We start from the raw sequence: 18,483 nt of genomic DNA on the forward strand, positions 1-18,483 counted from the left end.
AAAATACTCTAAAATCCCCTTGGGGCATGCCCCAAGGGGATTTTTAGTGGTGCATTATTGTTGCCAAATTTGGTGTATTCTTATTTACCGAAATTGGTGTATTGTTATTTACCGATTACAATTTCCCATAAGATAAAAATACTTGCAATTTTTTACTTTTTATTTTTACTAATTATGGAAAATCAAAGAAAAAACGAAACTGTTTGCCAAAAAATACAAAAACCCCTTTAGAAACAATTCTAAAGGGGTTTATTGTACCCAGAGCCGGAGTCGAACCGGCACGAGTGTAACCTCATTGGTGTTTGAGACCAACGCGTCTACCAATTCCGCCACCTGGGCATTTCAATTATCCCTGTCCCTTGCTGAACGGGATGCAAATATGAGTAAAGATTCTTTTCCTTGCAAGCCCAATTAAGGCAGTTCCATAAATTTTTTTCGAACTGAAAGCAAATGGCTTTTCAGCAAAAAGTGGCTTGGTGACTGCCCATACAGATTTAAATAGCTCGGAATCACGGTATTGATTTAATGCCTCTTCATTTTCCCAATGGCTGTAAGTCAGGAAAATATGCTGATCGTTTTCATCCTGCCAAAGTTCAAGATGATGACAGCCGGGAAAATTTCTGATTTTTTCTTTGTTCGCTTCAAAGTTCTCCAAAAATTCATCCACCTTATTTTCTTTAAAGGTCATTCTGACTACACGGATCAACATTATTGCGCTACTTCAAAGTTGATAAAAATGGGACTGTCATGTCTCAGCCCCAACAAGTCAGCTCCATGCCCAAGGTTGATGCCTATTTCCAGCAAGTCAATGCTGTTGAAGAACGCAAAACAATCCCCCGCATCTACATCATCATAAGTTTGGTTCAGTCTTGGGAGTTTTTCCCTTCCAAATTCAAGGCTGTATTTTCCCGGATTAAGAGTTTCGAAAACACTTTTTGGGATATTGGTGATCAGGTTTCCATAATTGTCTACCCTGATCACATGGCCCAAAATCTGCTTTTTCGAAGCTTTGAACTGCCGGGGAATCATTTTTTTGATCTGCATCAATGGCCCGCCAAAATCATGGATGGCTGCCCCTGATGCTACCTTTGCCGCAATAGGTGCAAGGATATCCTTTACCGGAAAAGTACTTGCTTTCACATGAACATCTGCAAACTTGACTACGATTCCCGGATCGAATTCTGACAACAAACTGAGTACACCGTTATTAGGGCCAAGGAAAATATGTTCGTCGAGTTTAATGCCAATATAGCCTTCAGAAGTACTGCTTGTACTGTTCATAGCAACCAAATGGACGGTGCCTTTTGGGAAATCTTTGTAGATGGATTTCAGGACGAAGGCCGCATGGGCGATATCATAAACATCTATTTTGTGGGTGATGTCAACAATGTTGAGTTGGGGGTTGATGGATAACATTTTAGCCTTAACTGCCGGGACGTAAAAGTCCCCGTCTCCAAAATCCGAGGTGAATGTTATCAATGCCATAGAAGCAAGTCTGTTAAAATTTAGTATTTTTGTATCAGGTGTGAACAAAATTAGGGATTTTATCCTTACACCATAAGACAATTCATAAATCAAATAGAATAGCTTGGTAGAAAAGGTAATTACTTTAGAAAACATTCCGCTGCTGGACTTTTTAGGATCAGAAAACGAGAATATCCGTCAAATAGCTTCCGCTTTTCCCCAAAGCAAAATCGTATCAAGAGGTAATGAAATTCGGATACAGGGCCGTGCACCCGAAATACTCAGAATCAATGACCTCCTCAATATGCTCTTGCAGCATTTCCACAGGTTCGGGAATGTGACACCTGAAAATGTAAAGGAATATATCGCATTGGAAGGAGCGCCTTTTGAGGAAAATCAAAAAGATGATGTGATTTTATATGGCAACAAAGGTCTGGTAGTCAAGCCCAAATCACCCAATCAGAGGAAACTAGTCGAGTCTGCATCTAAAAATGACCTTGTCTTTGCCCTAGGACCTGCGGGTACAGGTAAGACCTATATTGCGGTGGCTTTGGCAGTCAGGGCATTGAAAAACAGGGAAGTCAAAAGAATCATCATAACCAGACCTGCTGTGGAGGCAGGAGAAAATCTTGGGTTTTTACCGGGAGATTTGCAGGAAAAACTTGATCCTTATTTGAGACCTATTTATGATGCGCTTTCTGACATGGTCCCACCGGAAAAATTAAAATACTATCAGGAAACCAGGGTGATTGAAATTGCGCCTTTGGCCTACATGAGGGGAAGGACTTTGCATGATGCATTTGTACTTTTGGATGAAGCACAGAATACCACTAGTGAGCAGATCAAGATGTTTTTAACCCGTATGGGTCCCAATTCCAAAGTGATCATTACAGGAGATCAGACCCAAGTGGATTTACCCAACCGTCAAAAATCAGGATTGAAAGAAGCCCTGCATGTATTAAGAGATGTAAAGAACATCGGCATTGTGACCCTGAGCGGCAAAGATGTAATCCGGCATAAATTGGTCAAATCAATCATAGAAGCGTACGAAAAAGATGAAGTCCAAAGAGAAGATAGAAGAACAGCTAATCCAAGTGGAAAAAGTGCTGACGGAGGAGCAGCTTAATACCATTTTTAAGATCAGAGAGGATGTGTTTGTCATAGAACAGGAAGTGGACCCCGCAGAAGAGTATGACGAATTTGAAAACACATCTACCCATTTTCTCGCAAGACTAAAAAACCAGCCTGCAGGTACCGCACGTTGGAGGTTTACTGATAATGGAATAAAACTCGAAAGGTTTGCAGTGCTAAAACCCATGAGGGGCAAGGGAGTTGGTCAGGCTCTTGTAAAGACTATATTGGATGATATTGCAGCCCATCCTGAATCAACAGGCAAGAAACTGTATATGCACGCACAGTTGGATGCCATGCCCCTATATGCCAAGTTTGGTTTCCAAAAAGTTAGTGATATGTTTGAGGAATGTAACATTCAACATTTTAAAATGGAATTATATTTGTAATCCAAAAAAAACTATAATATTTGAATTAAAATTTTAATCATGAAAAATTTAGTATTTGCATTTATTGGCTTAATTCTATTGAATGCCCCTGCATTTTCTCAGGGATTACAAGACCCCAAAGGGGAGGTTAGGTTGAATTTTCTTAACACCATATTCTTGGGATCTGTTGAATTGGGTTATGAGAAATTTGTAAGTAATGACCAATCGATTGGAGTTGAATTGCATCTTAATGATAGATTTGGATACAGTTCTGGTAAGGATGATAGAGATTTCTCTGTTACTTCCGCACTGGCTTCCTATAATTTTTATTTTGCCGGAGACGAAAATGGAAGGGTTTATGTCTCTCCATTTTTCAAATACCGTTTTGGTGAATACGTAAAGACTGTAGACAATATCACTAAGGTTACCAATATGAATTCAGCATATATCGGCCTGATTGGCGGTTACAGATGGAATTTCAATAATTTTGCTTTTGGACCATTCGCCTCAATTTCCCGTGGGTTTTCTCAGGAAGTTGCAAATGAATTTTCAGCTGTGGAATTCAAAGCCGGCTTCAATGTAGGTTACCGGTTTTAATATTATCCGATTAATATCAATTCAAAGAAGTCCCAAAAGACTCCTTTTTCTTTTTTTTAGGTAAATTCATAGAAATTTTTCTGCTATGCGGTTCTCTGAATTTCCTTTTTTGAGGTATGTGTTTTTTTTCATCCTTGGGGTGGTTGTCTATTCACTTATAGGTGAGTCGATTCCCAAGTATATTCTTATTGTGACTATCGTAGCCACATATCTTGTCTACTTCATTTTGGTCAACATCAATATATACAGAAAGCATTACCGTTATAATATTCTGTTACCAATTCTTGCTTATTCTCAATTTGCATTATTAGGATTGTTTTTTGCCCAAGTCACTGATATCAAAAACCAACCTGACCAAATTCTCAATGCTGATTTTCCAATAAAAAGCTACATAGGGACAGTTCTGTCAAATGATGAGGCCAAGCCAAATTCTATTGCGAACAGGGTTTTGGTCAAAAGGGTATTTAATGATAGTCTTGCAAGCCCTATCACAGGAGAAGTACTGATCTATCACCGCTCCGGGGAGCCATTGAAACCTGGTGATGTCATTTTGATTGCAGGGAAACCTCAGCCAATTCAAGGTCCAAAAAATCCTTATGAATTCAATTATCAAGGATTTATGCGTAGACAAAAGATTTCCCATCAGCATTTTATAGGAGACAAGTTTGAATTCATCGGAAAAGTAAATGAAAGACCTATTGAGGATTTTTTTATTGGAATCAGGTCTAAGATTATGGAGAAAATGGATTATTACTTCAGAGAGGAAGCAAATCTTCAAGTGGCAAAAGCATTGCTTTTGGGTCAGAAAAAGAACCTTGACAAGGAAGTAAGCGATGCTTATGCAACAGCGGGAGCCATGCATATTTTGGCTGTCTCTGGTTTACATGTGGGGATTATTTATGGTTTTTTCTTTCTTTTTGTCAAACCTTTTAGACTGAAGGTACCCAAAAGGGTCCTGTATTTATCTTTGATCATTCTCCTGATTTGGGGATATGCAATGTTGACAGGAATGTCTCCTTCTGTGATGCGAGCGGCAACTATGTTTTCTCTGATGGCTTTGGCACAGATGAAGTCAAGAAGCCCTTCCATTTTCAACGCCATAGCATTATCGGCTCTGATTTTATTGGTTTTAGATCCTTTCCTGATTTATGCAGTTGGGTTTCAATTGTCCTATATTGCTCTATTGGGTATTTTGGTCATTCAGCCAATGTTGGTCAGACTTTGGCTCCCCGGAAACCGGTTTTTGGAATATGTCTGGCAGATCAGCACTGTTGGAATAGCTGCACAGTTGGCTACATTTCCCATCTCTGCTTACTATTTCCATATTTTCCCGACATATTTTATTTTGTCCAATCTAGCGGCAATTCCAGGAGCATTTTTGATCATGTCTTTTGGTGTTCCTTTCATGGTTTTTGCCCAAATTCCTTTTCTTCCCAAGATTTTGGCATGGGTGACAGAAAATCTGATTGCTTTGGTTAATCTGATTATTTTTTGGATACAGGATCTGCCGGCTTCAAAAATCAGTGAAATCAGTCTTTCAGTCTGGGAGGTAATATTCTATTGGTTGATGCTGACTCTATTTCTTCTTTTATGGCTGTATCCAAGTAGGAAATTGGGAATTGCTTTTTTGACAGTGATTATTTTAGCTGGGATTCTCAGGGTCACGGAATTTATTTTTCAACAGAAAAACAAAGAACTTATTATTTATGCTTTGAATCAGGGCAGGGCAATAGATTTTTTGGATAGGTCCAGTTTGTATTCTTTTGAGGAGAATATATCCAGAGATTACACTTACAGTATCTTGCCCAATAGAAGCGCATTGAAGACTTTTAATTCTTATTCAATGTTAGCTTTTCAAACTGAGCAAGGTTTGGAATTGGTCTTGCCCGGAATTGATGGGAATCTATTGCTTCTGGACCAACAATTGATTTTCAAAGATAACCAACCGGAAAAAGATGTTTTAGAATGGAAAGACGGGTCTTGGCAAAAATCAAAAATGTCGGACACATTGGAGTTGGGTGAAAAAGCACTGAAAGTCCGATTTAAATAAACTGAATTTTGGAAGAGCAGAAGCTGTACTCTATCTTTCAATAGAATAAGCATCCCTTTGTTTGACAATAAAGACCGAAAGATGAATCATCCAATCAATTCCTTTGTAAAAGAGAGAATAGGCTACCTTGAACTGAACAGGCCCGAAAAGAGAAATGCATTGAATGCCGAAATGGTGGAGGCGCTGAAAGATGGTATCCGAAATTTCAGTGAAGACAAAGAAGTAAAAGTCATGGTCATCAAAGCAGCCGGCAAGGTCTTCTGTTCGGGTGCCGATCTCGCTTACCTTCAATCCCTGCAGAGCAATACCTATGAGGAAAATCTGGCTGATAGCCGTAGTTTGAAGGATTTGTTTTATATGATATATACCTCACCCAAGGTGATCATTGCACAGATTCAAGGTCATGCAATTGCAGGTGGATGTGGTTTGGCAAATGTCTGTGATTTTTCTTTTTCAGTTAGTGAAGCAAAATTTGGATATACCGAGGTGAAAATTGGTTTTATTCCTGCGATTGTGAAGGTTTTCCTGATCAGGAAAATCGGAGAAGGAAAAGCCAAACAAATGTTGTTGGATGGGGATCTGATTTCGGCATCTGAAGCAAAGGATATGGGATTGATAAACTGGATAGTAGAAGGTGGTGAATTAGAGGACAGGGTATTTGCATATGCACAAAAACTAATCCGGCAGAATTCCGGTCAGTCCATGGCATTGACCAAAGAAATGATCGCAAGGGTACAGGAAAGAAATTTAGACGATGGATTGGAGTATGCAGCCTCAATGAATGCAAAAGCCAGAGGTACTGCGGATTGCCAAAAAGGAATTGCAGCATTTTTAAACAAGGAATCAATTGAATGGTAAATTGAAGGACAGGGCACACGATATTCTCCGGAAAGTATTTGGTTTCAGTGATTTCCGTCCTGTGCAATTGGATATTGTGATTGCTGTGCTGCAGGGCAAAGACTGTTTGGCATTATTGCCCACAGGAGGGGGGAAGTCCATTTGTTTTCAGGTTCCTGCTTTGGCAATGGATGGAGTTTGTCTGGTGATCAGCCCATTGATCGCCCTGATGAAGGATCAGGTCGATAACCTTAAAAAAAAAGGTGTTCTGGCCGCTGCGATTTACTCCGGGATGGGCAAGAGGCAGATAGATACAATTCTGGACAATTGTATTTATGGGAATTATAAGTTTTTATATGTATCACCCGAGCGCCTCAAAACAGAGATTTTTATAGAGCGCTTCAAGAAAATGAAAGTCAACTTGATTGCCGTGGATGAAGCGCATTGTATTTCGCAATGGGGGTATGATTTCCGCCCACCCTATCTTGAGATTGCCAAAATCCGGGAGTTTCATCCTAAGGTACCTTGCATGGCTTTGACTGCTTCGGCGACATTAAAAGTCAAAGCAGATATTGTTGAAAAACTGGAGATGAAATCCCCTGAGATTTTTGTCAAATCTTTTTCCCGGAAAAATCTAAGCTATTCTGTCCGTATGGCTGAGAACAAACTGGAAAAAGCTATAGAAATCCTCAGAAAGGTTCCCGGTTCGGCGATACTATATGTCCGCAGCCGTAAAGGAACCAAAGATATTGCCTCCGTTCTTCATCAAATGGGGATATCTGCTACCTTTTATCATGCCGGATTGGACAATGCGGTCAGGGAAGCAAGGCAACAGGATTGGATACAGAGTAGGGTCAGGGTAATGGTGGCAACCAATGCCTTTGGTATGGGAATAGACAAGCCTGATGTAAGAATTGTAATTCACCTTGACCTTCCGGAAAACCTTGAAAATTATTACCAGGAAGCAGGCCGGGCAGGCCGGGATGAGAAAAAAGCTTATGGTGTATTGCTGACCAACGAACAGGATTTGAAAGTGCTGGAAGAAAGGGCAAGTATTGCCTATCCACCATTGGATTTCCTTAAGAAAGTGTACCAAAGCCTGGCCAATTATTTTAGAATGGCTGTAGGTAGTGGATTCATGGAGAGTTATGGATTTGAAATTTCTGTTTTCACCGGTACATATAAGCTGGATTTGATGACTACCTACAATTCACTGAAAGTATTGCAAGAAGAAGGTTTGTTGGAACTCAATGAAAGTTTTTTCTCACCTTCTTCCATTCATTTTTTGGTGGATCAGAGCAAATTGTATGAGTTTCAGATTGCCAATGCAAAGTTGGATGTTTTGATCAAGGTGCTATTGCGGATGTACGGGGGTGAGCTATTTGCTGATTTTATTAAGATACAGGAATCCAAATTGGCAAAAAGTCTTGGGATGTCCGATAAAGATTTGGTACAGCAACTGGAGCATTTGGATCAGGTAGCGATTCTTGCCTATGACAAGCGGAAGGACGAGCCACAGATCACGTTTTTGACTGAAAGGTATGATGCGGGGAAACTGCCTTTAAATGCCAAACGCATTGAAGAAAGAAGGCAAAATGCCATTTCAAAAGCCAAATCCATGGTGGCCTATGTCAGGGATTCCACTTCCTGCAGAGCCAATCAGATTTCCTTGTACTTTGGAGAGTGGGCGGAGAAGGATTGTGGAATCTGTGATGTGTGTATTGGGAAAAGGAAATCAGATGAAACATACTACCTAAAGATGAAAGAAAAGATAATTCAAACTTTAAGTGATGGAAATGGGTTTTCAATACATAACATTCAAGAAGTTCCTGGATTGAAAAATGACAAAAACACCCTTGAAATCCTGCGTGAAATGGAAGATGAAGGACTGATTTTGTCAGAACCCAATGGAATGTACAAGATAAAATACTGATGGCTTCTTTTATAGATGATGTGTTAGGAAAATTGTTTCCTAAAAAATTCACCCCTTTAAATATCAAAGAGAATTTTCTCCAAACGGTGGAGGAAATTGAAAATACAGACTCATGGATGGTTTCAGATGAGGGTGAAGCATTGATGCAGTTGGTTTCTAAAAACTATCATTTCAAAACTTCCGGAATGAACAGTCACCCCGAAGTTCATATTCTCAAAAGTCCTTATGCCAATGGATTTGCAATTTCGTATGAAAGTCCTTTTTCCGAAAAAACTTTTTCGCAACTTTTCTTTGCATTTGGCAGGCGAATGTTAGATTTGGGTTATCAACGTGTAAGTCTTGACAGGAAAATAGAAGAAATCCAAGAGAATGTCAGGACTACCGAGAAACAATATTTTAAACCACCCCTCAATAAGGTTGATTTTACCGAGAAAATAGATCAATTATTCGGTAATGTCAGTATTGAAAAAGTAAGTATCAACGATAAGCCCAACTTCCTCAAAGTTCTAGTCACCGTTTATTCAGATCATTTATACCTAGAGGCAAGACCGTTTGATCTTTTTATCGAAGAATTATTCCAAAGTCAATGAAATTATGGACAGAAAAAAACTTAGAGAAAACCTCGAAAAGTACCGCACTCCTTTTGAAGAAGAGGGATCATTTATTCAGGATTTCATAGAACTCACCCATGATGACCTGGCTTTTGTAAGAGAGAGATTACAGGGGCATTTCACTGCTTCGGCATGGATAGTCAATAAAATGAGAACCCATACATTGATGACCCTTCACAGGAAACTTAACCACTGGCTTCAATTGGGAGGTCATGCTGATGGTCACGAAAACCTTCTTGAAGTTGCCCTGGCAGAAGCGCAGGAGGAAAGTGGACTTAGTTCATTGAGGTTTGTAGATTCTGGAATATTCGATATCGACAGACACACCATACCTCAGAGGGGTGAGGTCCCTGAGCATTTTCATTATGATGTTCGATTTTTGATTGAAGCAGAAATGAATGAGCCATTGGTGATTTCAGAAGAAAGCAAAGATTTGGCCTGGATTCCATTTGATGCGGTGGAGGATTTTGTTGGACCAAATCCCTCAATTCTCAGAATGCTGGAAAAAACCAGTAAGTCTGAAATACTGTTATGAAAAAATATGATTCAGAGGATGTATTGTCCTCTTTTTCTTTTTCAGTGCCTATTCAGGTCAGATTTTCGGATATTGACAGTTATATGCATGTCAATAACGGGATATTTTTCAATTATCTTGAGCATGCAAGGGCTTCCTATCTTTTTGAGTTTTGTGGTTGGGATATCCTGAAAATAGGGACTGTTGTGGCCAATATTCAGATCGATTATAGGTTACCGATCCATGTTATGGATAAACCATCTGTGTATATCAAGTGTACAAAAGTCGGAAAATCCTCATTCATCCTTGAACAGGTCGTGATGGGGATGACAGAATCCGGTGAAGTCAGAATATTCGCTGAATCGGAGACTACCATGGTTGCAGTGGATATGAATACCATGAAGCCAATTCCAGTTCCGGCAGAATATGCAGCAAAAATGATGGGAGAGTCTTCCAAGGAAGCATAATTCCCTATCTTTGCCCAAAATTTAAAAATCCGTGAAAAAACAAATTTACTGGCTTGCTTTCACTGCCCTGATTCTTTCTTGCAGTCCATCAGAACAGGAACTTTTTGATGAAGGAATAAAATTACTGGAAGCTTCCCAATATCAGCAATCCGTTTCTTATTTTGACAGAGCGATCGAAAAGAATCCCGAAAACACTTCGGCCTTAAATGCCAAAGGAGTCGCATTGTTTCAGCAGGGCAAATATGATGATGCTATTACTGCATTTTCAGAAAGTATATCAAAAGACAGCACCTCCTACAAGCCATTCTTTAACAGGGGCAACGCCTATCTTGAAAAGAAAATGTATAAAGAATCACTTCTGGATTATAATATGGCCAATGGTCTGGATTCCAAACAAATCGACGTTCACTACAACAGGGGCCTGGCCTTGTTGGGTCTTGAAGAATACGAGGATGCCATTTTTGATTTTGACATAGTCCTTCAATCATATCCTGATCAAGCTTTGGCTCATTTCAATAAAGCAAAGGCCCAATTGGGAAACAATGACCCTGTTGGGGCCATTGAATCCCTGGTCAATACTGTCAATCTGGACAATAGAAATGGGGCAGCATATTATTTATTGGGAGTCACCCAGATGAGTGCATTCGGACAAAAAGAAGATGGCTGTGCAAATCTTAAATTATCGCTCAACCTTGGATTTGCAGAAGCCAAATCCTGGATTGATGATTTTTGTAAAGAATAATGGCTGAAATAGGACAAGATATTGACAAAGCCAAAGCTTTTTTGGAGCGGGGAGAATTGGTAGGGATTCCTACAGAAACGGTCTATGGTTTGGCCGGTAATGCCCTCAATCCGGATGCCGTTTCAAAGATTTTCACTGTTAAAAACAGACCTGTATTTGATCCTTTGATCATCCATACATCTTCCATTGAAAGGGTATTGGAATTTGTGATTGAAATCCCTGTAAAATTGAAGATTTTGGGAGAGAAGTTTTGGCCGGGTCCTTTGACATTACTCCTACACAAAAAGAACCTTGTACCCGATTTGGTAACAAGTGGAATGGACAGGGTAGCCGTTCGCATTCCTGACCATTCACTTTCAAGGGAGTTGTTGGATATATTGGATTTTCCTTTGGCAGCACCAAGTGCCAATCCTTTTGGCTACATCAGCCCCACCAAAGCTTCCCATGTCAATGACCAATTAGGGGATAAAATTCCTTTTATTTTGGATGGAGGTTCTTGCGAGGTAGGTCTGGAAAGCACCATAGTCGGAATTGAAAACAATGAGGTGGTGGTGTATAGACTTGGCGGACTTGATGTGAAGGATATAGAGGCTGTAGTTGGAAAAGTAAAAGTAATGACCCATTCCAGTAGTAATCCGAAAACCCCGGGCATGCTTAAAAGTCACTATGCTCCAACAAAACCATTTATCATAGGCAATCTTGAAAGCCTGATTATAGAATACCAATTAAAGGGAATTGCATTTGCGGTATTATCTTTTAGAGATGTTTTCAGGACTGTTCCGACTGGTCAACAAGTTCAACTCAGTCTAAGTGGAAACCTCAATGAAGCAGCAAAAAATTTATTTGCATCCATGAGGGCTTTGGATACCATGGATGTTTCTGTAATTTTATCAGAGCTTTTGCCGGAACAGGGTTTGGGAAGGGCGATCAATGATAGGTTGAGAAGGGCTGCAGTAGATTAGACGATTCCAGAAGCCGATTTAAGAAGGTCGTCTTTAAATTTCAATTTTAATATAAAATTAATTATGGAGTGTATCACTTGAAAAACAAGTTTAATTTCTTACATGTATGTTCGCAATATTGATAGTAAAATGGTAATTCAATATAATTCTCGCAAGGAAAATGATATGCCCAGCACATCGGACATCGGACTTCCGACCTGTTTGTAATTGAATATTGGGTTACTGGCAAAGAAGCGGATAACCATTATTTCTCATTTCAACAAACCATTAAACAACAATAAACATGAACAGCAGAATTAAAAGTGTGGACAATTTGGACTTCAATGGAAAAAAAGCCCTGGTTAGGGTTGATTTTAATGTGCCTTTGGATGAACACCAGAATGTCAGCGATGATACAAGGATAAGTGCAGCTATACCCACCATCCATAAAATCCTTAAAGATGGCGGTTCGGTAATATTAATGTCGCACCTTGGTAGACCAAAGGATGGCCCTACGGATAAATATTCACTGAGGCATGTGATTAGTGAACTCCAAAAATTGATCGGTCACTCTGTTAAATTCGCTCCTGATTGTATTGGTCAAGAAGCAAGAAATCTTGCATCAGGCCTTAAACCGGGTGAGGTATTGCTTTTGGAAAACTTAAGGTTTTACAAAGAAGAGGAAAAAGGAGATGAGGAGTTTGCCAAAAAACTTGCTGCACTCGGGGATGTGTATGTGAATGATGCTTTTGGAACTGCCCATAGGGCGCATGCATCTACTGCTGTGATTGCCCAGTATTTCGAAACCAAAGCCAGCGGCTACCTTCTTCAGTCTGAATTGGAGAATGCGGACAAGGTTCTTGAGAATCCCGAAAAACCTTACACTGCCATTATGGGAGGTGCCAAAATATCAGATAAGATATTGATCATTGAAAGGTTGTTGGAGAAAGTGGATAATCTGATTATTGGCGGAGGGATGTCATATACTTTTTCCAAAGCTAAAGGAGGAAAAATCGGAGATTCCCTGTGTGAAGAAGACAAGCTTGACTTTGTTATGGAATTGATGAACAAGGCCGAGGAAAAAGGGGTGAAAATCATATTGCCGTTGGATACAGTTATTTCAAAGTCTTTTGCCAATGATGCAGAACAAGATCTGTCCAAAGCAGGTGAAGTGCCTGATGGTTGGATGGGATTGGATATCGGACCCGAAACCAGGAAACTGTTTGCTGATGTGATCAAATCCTCCAAAACCATTCTTTGGAACGGCCCAATGGGTGTATTTGAAATGAGCAGCTTTGTCAATGGTACGATAGCCGTAGCCGAGGCTATTGCCGAGGCCACCGAAGGTGGTGCATTCTCACTTATTGGTGGTGGAGACTCCGCTGCCGCAGTCAATAAGTTCGGTTTTGGCGATAAGGTTTCTTATGTTTCTACAGGAGGCGGTGCTTTACTGGAGCATATGGAAGGTAAAGTATTACCGGGCGTCGCTGCCTTGATGCCGTAAATAATGGATTTACTCTAATATTATTAACAAGAAAAGACCGATTTTTTCGGTCATTTCTCTTTCAAATACCTTTATTTTACTATCTATGGTGTTTTCATGTAACATTTTGTTAGTAACATTTTGTTACTAACATTTTGTTACATAAATTTAAGGTATGAAAGGAGAAACTCCATTTCCGACTACAGGATATACAGGACCTGAAAATTTCTGTGATAGGCGAGAAGAAACTGCGAAGATCAAAAGATTTTTGGAAGGCGGGCAGTCCATTACTTTGGTTTCTGTGAGGAGAATGGGCAAAACTGCTTTGATCAAACATGTCGAGCACGTGCTTGGCAATAACTGGTTGTCAGTTTATCTGGACATTTACAAAACTGAAAATTTTGCGGAATTTCTAAATGAACTGGCTACTGCCATACTCCAGACCATTGAGGAAAACAGTTCTATGGGAAGGAAAATTTGGAATTTCATGAAATCAATCAAACCTTCTATACAGTTCAATGACCTTTCAGGATTGCCCAGTGTGAGTTTTGACGTTCAGCCAGAGGTTGCCAAACAAAATATCAAGGCAATTTTTGAGGTGTTGGAAGCACAAAAAGTTCCTGTACTGATTTCCATAGATGAATTTCAACAGATTACCCAATACCCTGAAAATAATGTAGATGCCTGGCTTAGAGGTGTGGTACAGCAATTGAAAAACGTGGTTTTTATATTCTCAGGAAGTCAGCATCATATCATGACTGAATTGTTCAACCATCCCAACAGACCATTTTTCAGCAGCACGAGTTTCATTAGGCTTGGCAAAATTGACAAAGAAATTTATAAGGAGTTCATCAAAGAAAAATTTGAAAATGCGAAATGGAAAGTGAATGAAGTGGCCATCGATGAATTGCTGGAGTGGACGGATGTGCATACTTACTATGTACAATTACTGTGTAATAGGATTTACCATGCAGGGCACAAAAAGTTGATTTCACTATCTTGGAAATTAGAGGCAATGAGAATTATGGAGGAGATCGAGCATACCTATTTTAATATCAGGAATCTACTTACCAAGGCACAATGGGATGTGTTGGCTGCAATAGCAAAAGAAGAAAAGGTGTTTTCGCCCACAGCGGGAGATTTTTTAAAAAAGCATGATCTGAAGAGTTCTGCGGGAGTATTGCGGGCCTTGGATGCGCTGATTGAAAAGGAAATAGTCTATTTTGATTATGACGAATTGGGGGATAAATATTACCGTCTTGTCGACACGCTGATGATCAGATGGTTTCAGAACACCTCTTGAAAATCAAAAGATTGGATGGATTGTATTTGTGGTCTCGATGAAAACACTATTTTTGAGGCTGTATAAAATGAATTGATTTATGATAAGGATTTTGGTCTTTTGTTGCTTGATGCTGATGACAGGTGCCTGCCTTGATGTGGAAAAGATCAATCAGTCCTGTACTGTGGTCATGAATGATGGAACTGTCCTCGAAATCAGCCGCGATATCAGGAGAGACAAAAAAACAGGAACGATCACTTATAGGGACGAAGATGATAAGTTATGGTCAATTTTTCAGGAAGACTATGAGAGTTATTCCTGTGGAAATTGAAACCTTGATATGAACCAATCCTACTGATAATTACCCATTTGTACCAATCAATCAATACCAATCCTGAATTCTGATTAACTTCCCCCCAAAACTAAACCTATGATAACCTTTAATTACCTGAAAAAAGGCCTTCTGCTTTTTTTCTCAATTATATTGCTCATTTCTTCCTGTAACAACAAAAGAAGCGGAGATCCCAAAGTGCTTATTTTTAGTAAAACTGCAGGATTCTATCATGAATCCATCCCTGACGGAATAGCAGCTATCATGAAATTGGGAGCAGAAAATGGATTTGAAGTGGATACTACAACTAATTCTGAACTCATCAATGAAGAAAATCTAAAGCAATATGCGGCTGTCATTTGGCTCAGCACTACAGGCGACGTACTTGACCATTATCAGCAAGCTGATTTCGAGCGTTATATTCAGGCAGGTGGGGGCTTTGTGGGGATACATGCCGCCACGGATACTGAATATCATTGGGGCTGGTACAATAGACTTGTTGGCGGATATTTTTCTTACCATCCCGGAATCGGGGATCCCCACCCCAATGTCCAAGATGGCACCCTTCGCGTAACAGACAGGGAACATTCAACGACACGTTTTTTACCTGAAATATGGAATAGAAGAGATGAATGGTACCATTTTAAAAAACTCAATCCTGAAGTAAATGTCCTGATGGATATTGATGAGGATAGTTATAAACATACCAAACCGATGGGCTTTCACCCGATGGCATGGTACCATGAATATGATGGTGGCAGGGCTTTCTACACAGCAGGTGGACATACCAGTGAATCCTTCGAGGAAGAATTGTTTGTACAGCATATTCTGGAAGGAATCAGATATGCCACAGGGGAAAATAAAAATCTTGATTATTCCAAGGCCAAAACCCAAAGGGTTCCTGAGGAGAACAGATTCGAAAAAAAAACACTGGTACTCGGTGAATTTACTGAACCTACCGAGATGACTATTCTGCCCAATTTGGACATCTTGATTGCCCAAAGAAGAGGAGAGGTGCTTTTATATATAAACGGGGATTCAGTTGTTAGGGAGGTCGCCAAGTTGGACGTTTACTGGAAAACCGAAACGCGGGGTGTCAATGCGGAGGAAGGTTTGATGGGTATTCAAAAAGACCCCAATTTTGCAAAGAACGGTTTTGTTTTTGTTTTTTATAGTCCGACTGGTGATCAGGAAGTCAACAGACTTTCCCGGTTTAAATTTGCCAATGACCAGTGGGATATGGCTTCCGAAAAAATCATTTTGGAACTCTATTCCCAAAGGAATATCTGTTGTCATACAGGTGGATCTATTGCCTTTGACAAAGATGGTTTGTTATACCTTTCTACCGGCGACAATTCCACCCCATTTAACCAATCCAAGAGCAAATTTGTCAACAGGGGATATGCACCATTGGACGACAGACCGGGATTTGAGCAGTTTGATGCCAGAAGAAGCTCTGGAAATTCCAATGACCTGAGAGGAAAAATCCTTAGAATTAAAGTAAACGAGGACGGAAGTTATGATATTCCCGAAGGCAACCTGTATCCTAAAGGTATGGAAAAGACCCGGCCTGAGATTTATGTACAGGGAAACAGAAATCCATATAGAATATCAGTTGACCAAAAAACCGGATTTCTGTATTGGGGAGAAGTTGGGCCTGACGCTGCTGCAGATAGTATGGACACAAGGGGACCTATGGGTTATGATGAAGTCAATCAGGCCAGAAAAGCAGGAAATTTTGGTTGGCCATTTTTTGTGGGCGACAATTATGCATATGTGGAATATGATTTTGCTACCGGGATCTCAGGCGACAGCTTTGATGTGAATAAACCGGTCAATAATTCAAGGAATAATACGGGACTTAGAGAATTGCCGGCAGTTGAAAAGAAAAACTTTATCTGGTATCCTTATGGGATCTCACCGGATTTTCCCTCTGTAGGAACAGGTGGAAGAAATGCCATGGCGGGCCCTGTTTATTATTCTGACATGTTCCCGAAAGAAACCCGATATCCATCCTATTATGATGGGAAACTGTTCATCTATGAATGGGTGAGAGGATGGGTAAAAGCAGTCACCATGCAACCAAACGGGGATTTTGATAAAATGGAACCCTTTATGTCCACAACCAAATTCAATGCCCTGATGGATATGGAATTGGGTCCGGATGGCAAATTGTATCTTCTTGAGTATGGCAACGGATGGTTTACCAAAAACCCGGATGCGGGTTTGTTCAGGGTGGATTATAATGAAGGAAACCGGACTCCGGTCGTCAGTAACCTACAAGTTGAAAAAACCTCAGGAGCCTTACCTTTTACAGCTAATTTTACTGTAAAAGCAACTGACCCGGAAAATGATCCCCTGACCTTTGTCTGGGATTTGGGAAATGGCGAAAAAGTGACAACCAAAGAGCCTAAACTGTCTTACACCTTCAAGGAAGCAGGGGATTATGATGTTCATGTGAAAGTTTCAGATCCTGATAACCTAAGTGCCAAAAGCACCTGGGTATCTGTATATGCAGGCAATATCGCTCCCTTGGTCAATATAGAAATAAAAGGAAACCAGTCATTTTATTTTCCCGGAAAACCTGTTAGGTATTCTGTTTCAGTTACCGACCCGGATGATGCGGAAGCAGGAAATGACCTTTCGACCTTGTATGTTTCAGCAGATTATATTTCAGGACTTGATCAGGCTGAAGCTTCTAAAGGGCATTTGATTATGACCGAGGCGATGACAGGTAAGAGTATCATGAGTTCTTTGACCTGTAAGACTTGTCATAAGGAAGATGAAGTGTCGATAGGCCCGTCTTACACTGAGGTAGCAAGGAAATACAGAAGAAATCCGGATGCTTCCGTAGACTATTTGGTCAATAAAATCCAAACAGGAGGAGGAGGAGTATGGGGAGAGACTGTGATGCCCGCAAATCCTGATCTTAAAAATGAGGATGCAAAAAAAGTGGTGGCCTATATCCTCTCTTTAGGAAGAAGGGGAATGGAAGAAAAACCATCCTTACCAGCATCAGGAACAGTGGAACCAACAGTTGGTAAGACTTGGTCCGATAATGGAGTATTTGTATTATCGGCAAGTTTTACGGACCGTGGTGGAGTAAACATCAAACCACTTATCGGAAATAAATCAGTGACTTTGCGGAACCCACAAATGGGAATGGAAGCAGCAAAAGAATTAGAGGGATATGCTACCGCAATTTTCAATGGAAGGACTTTAATGAACATCCCCCAACAGGAAGCATCCTTTGCCTTTCATGATATAGAACTTACCGAAATTTCGGGTATACAACTATCAGGTGGAGGACAGCAGCCTTCTGAATCAGGATATCAGGTAGAAGTAAGATTGGATTCGCCAACGGGCAAAAAAATTGGTGAGGGGGTTTTCAAAGTTAACAGCCCCGGTCCACAACCGGGATTTATGATGGGACAAAGTCTTATTAATATCGATAAACAGACAGTTGGAAAGCTAAGGTCAGTTTATTTTGTAACCAGACCTGTAAAAGCAGGAGAACCCACGGCTATTCTGTTTTCTGCGGAATTTAAGTCAAAATAAAATCAGTATTCATGCCATGACTCAACCAAGTATGTTTAAATTTTATACTTGATGTCTAATAGTCATGGCATGGGTTACTCTGGTTTTTTTCTACTCATGCCATGACTCAATTCGATTAGTGATAATTTCACACAAATTCTCTGATAATCATGGCATAAATTACTCTGGTGTTAG

General features: G+C 40.1%; 16 protein-coding genes, 1 tRNA gene and 1 pseudogene. 15 read left to right on the forward strand and 3 right to left on the reverse strand.

Annotated elements, in window-relative coordinates:
* Positions 1 to 255 precede the first annotated feature (255 nt).
* The 3 genes and pseudogenes from ACEW8O_RS18265 to ACEW8O_RS18275 form a co-directional block, all read right to left on the reverse strand.
* Positions 256 to 339, reverse strand: a tRNA-Leu gene (locus tag ACEW8O_RS18265).
* An 88-nt stretch (positions 340 to 427) separates the two neighbouring features.
* Positions 428 to 709 (reverse strand): annotated as a pseudogene (locus ACEW8O_RS18270) (putative quinol monooxygenase); the annotation flags it as partial.
* Positions 709 to 1,485 (reverse strand): S-adenosyl-l-methionine hydroxide adenosyltransferase family protein, encoded by a 777-nt coding sequence (locus ACEW8O_RS18275; protein ID WP_373496067.1) that lies wholly within the window; start codon positions 1,483 to 1,485, stop codon positions 709 to 711. The gene ACEW8O_RS18275 and the pseudogene ACEW8O_RS18270, both read right to left, overlap by 1 nt.
* A 103-nt stretch (positions 1,486 to 1,588) precedes the next feature.
* On the opposite strand from ACEW8O_RS18275, the gene ACEW8O_RS18280 reads away from it, so the two are divergent.
* The 15 genes from ACEW8O_RS18280 to ACEW8O_RS18350 all read left to right on the forward strand — a co-directional run bounded on the left by ACEW8O_RS18280 (position 1,589) and on the right by ACEW8O_RS18350 (position 18,309).
* The gene (locus ACEW8O_RS18280; RefSeq protein WP_373496068.1) at positions 1,589 to 2,590 is read left to right on the forward strand and encodes a PhoH family protein; all 1,002 of its coding nucleotides are present in this window, start codon (positions 1,589 to 1,591) and stop codon (positions 2,588 to 2,590) included.
* The gene (locus ACEW8O_RS18285; RefSeq protein WP_373496069.1) at positions 2,520 to 2,984 is read left to right on the forward strand and encodes a GNAT family N-acetyltransferase; all 465 of its coding nucleotides are present in this window, start codon (positions 2,520 to 2,522) and stop codon (positions 2,982 to 2,984) included. Before ACEW8O_RS18280 ends, ACEW8O_RS18285 begins: the two co-directional genes overlap by 71 nt.
* 39 nt (positions 2,985 to 3,023) lie before the next feature.
* The gene (locus ACEW8O_RS18290) at positions 3,024 to 3,560 is read left to right on the forward strand and encodes a DUF3575 domain-containing protein (RefSeq protein WP_373496070.1); all 537 of its coding nucleotides are present in this window, start codon (positions 3,024 to 3,026) and stop codon (positions 3,558 to 3,560) included.
* 85 nt (positions 3,561 to 3,645) lie between these two features.
* Positions 3,646 to 5,610 (forward strand): ComEC/Rec2 family competence protein, encoded by a 1,965-nt coding sequence (locus tag ACEW8O_RS18295; protein WP_373496071.1) that lies wholly within the window; start codon positions 3,646 to 3,648, stop codon positions 5,608 to 5,610.
* Between the two features lie 81 nt (positions 5,611 to 5,691).
* On the forward strand, positions 5,692 to 6,468 hold the full coding sequence (locus tag ACEW8O_RS18300; protein ID WP_373496072.1) for an enoyl-CoA hydratase/isomerase family protein: 777 nt from the start codon (positions 5,692 to 5,694) through the stop codon (positions 6,466 to 6,468).
* 1 nt (position 6,469) lies between these two features.
* Entirely contained in the window at positions 6,470 to 8,380 is a 1,911-nt protein-coding gene (locus tag ACEW8O_RS18305; protein ID WP_373496082.1) for an ATP-dependent DNA helicase RecQ, read from the forward strand.
* Entirely contained in the window at positions 8,380 to 8,970 is a 591-nt protein-coding gene (locus tag ACEW8O_RS18310; protein ID WP_373496073.1) for a hypothetical protein, read from the forward strand. The genes ACEW8O_RS18305 and ACEW8O_RS18310 overlap by 1 nt, the downstream gene beginning before the upstream one ends.
* A gap of 4 nt (positions 8,971 to 8,974) precedes the next feature.
* Entirely contained in the window at positions 8,975 to 9,526 is a 552-nt protein-coding gene (locus tag ACEW8O_RS18315) for an NUDIX hydrolase (RefSeq protein ID WP_373496074.1), read from the forward strand.
* A complete protein-coding gene (locus tag ACEW8O_RS18320; protein ID WP_373496075.1) occupies positions 9,523 to 9,972 on the forward strand; it encodes an acyl-CoA thioesterase in 450 nt (149 codons plus the stop codon). Before ACEW8O_RS18315 ends, ACEW8O_RS18320 begins: the two co-directional genes overlap by 4 nt.
* A 31-nt stretch (positions 9,973 to 10,003) precedes the next feature.
* The gene (locus tag ACEW8O_RS18325; protein ID WP_373496076.1) at positions 10,004 to 10,714 is read left to right on the forward strand and encodes a tetratricopeptide repeat protein; all 711 of its coding nucleotides are present in this window, start codon (positions 10,004 to 10,006) and stop codon (positions 10,712 to 10,714) included.
* Positions 10,714 to 11,676 (forward strand): L-threonylcarbamoyladenylate synthase, encoded by a 963-nt coding sequence (locus tag ACEW8O_RS18330; RefSeq protein ID WP_373496077.1) that lies wholly within the window; start codon positions 10,714 to 10,716, stop codon positions 11,674 to 11,676. The genes ACEW8O_RS18325 and ACEW8O_RS18330 overlap by 1 nt, the downstream gene beginning before the upstream one ends.
* Before the next feature lie 283 nt (positions 11,677 to 11,959).
* A complete protein-coding gene (locus tag ACEW8O_RS18335) occupies positions 11,960 to 13,159 on the forward strand; it encodes a phosphoglycerate kinase (protein WP_373496078.1) in 1,200 nt (399 codons plus the stop codon).
* Positions 13,160 to 13,313: 154 nt separating this feature from the next.
* The gene (locus tag ACEW8O_RS18340; RefSeq protein WP_373496079.1) at positions 13,314 to 14,441 is read left to right on the forward strand and encodes an ATP-binding protein; all 1,128 of its coding nucleotides are present in this window, start codon (positions 13,314 to 13,316) and stop codon (positions 14,439 to 14,441) included.
* A gap of 79 nt (positions 14,442 to 14,520) precedes the next feature.
* Positions 14,521 to 14,751, forward strand: coding sequence for a hypothetical protein (locus tag ACEW8O_RS18345; protein WP_373496080.1), 231 nt, complete (start codon positions 14,521 to 14,523; stop codon positions 14,749 to 14,751).
* Positions 14,752 to 14,850: 99 nt separating this feature from the next.
* Entirely contained in the window at positions 14,851 to 18,309 is a 3,459-nt protein-coding gene (locus ACEW8O_RS18350) for a ThuA domain-containing protein (protein WP_373496081.1), read from the forward strand.
* Positions 18,310 to 18,483: the final 174 nt, after the last annotated feature.

This window comes from Aquiflexum sp. (genome assembly GCF_041749095.1).
Taxonomy (GTDB): domain Bacteria; phylum Bacteroidota; class Bacteroidia; order Cytophagales; family Cyclobacteriaceae; genus Aquiflexum.